This is a genomic window from Geminicoccus harenae, assembly GCF_019800005.1.
In the GTDB taxonomy this organism is placed as follows: Bacteria; Pseudomonadota; Alphaproteobacteria; order Geminicoccales; family Geminicoccaceae; genus Geminicoccus; species Geminicoccus harenae.
On record NZ_JABGCL010000200.1, the window covers coordinates 1 to 823 of the forward strand.

Genomic DNA, 823 nt, shown 5'->3' on the forward strand with positions numbered 1-823 from the left:
CCGCACCGCCGAGCGTCCAGCCAATCCGCACCCGGCCGCCCGGCACGGACAGGGCGCCATGCTTGACCGCGTTGGTGCCGAGCTCGTGCAGGATCATGCCGAGCGGCAGCACCTGCGCCGGCGCCAGCTCCACGCTCGGGCCTACCTCGATGACCACCGCCTCGCTGCCCAGCATGGTGGAGATGCGCCCGGCCAGCTCGTGCAGGTCGGGCCGGACCTGGCCGGGCAGGGACAGGTCGTAGGTCTGGACGAGGGCGTCGAGCCGGCCGAGGAGGGCGTCCCGGTATTCCCGGGCGGAGCGGTCCTGCACCTCGGTCTGCCGTGCCAGGGCCTGGACGACCGCCAGCAGGTTCTTCAGCCGGTGCTGGATCTCGGCGATCACCAGATCCTTCTCGTGATTGATCCGGCGGCGCTCGGTGACGTCCTCGATGACGATCAGCAGGTTCGGGTGGTTGTTGTCCGGGTGGAACAGGCGCTTGGCGCTGAGCAGCATGATGCGCTCCCCGATGCTCGGGAAGTCGTGGCTCAGCTCATAGTCGAGGACGGCATGCGCCTTGGGCACCACTTCCTGGAGCAGCCGGCGCAGCTCGGGGATGTTCCACTGCCCGTTGCCCAGCTCGTAGATGGGCCGGCCGACCGTCTCGTCCCGGCTGACCTCGAAGGTCTCGTAGAAGGCGCGGCTGGCGGTCTGCACGCACAGGCCCTGGTCGAGGACCAGCAGGGGATCGTCGATGGTGTCGATCATGCCCTGGGCCTGGACATGCCCGGTGCGCAGCAGGCGATAGAGGTCTTCCAGGTTCATGCCTGCCACCTTTCCTGATCG

1 protein-coding gene is annotated in these 823 nt (G+C 68.5%); it reads right to left on the minus strand.

The features are described 5' to 3' along the window. Nucleotides 1-802: sensor histidine kinase (locus HLA95_RS27565; RefSeq protein WP_222185162.1), on the minus strand; the 802-nt coding region annotated here is incomplete at its 3' end. Nucleotides 803-823 lie beyond the last annotated feature (21 nt).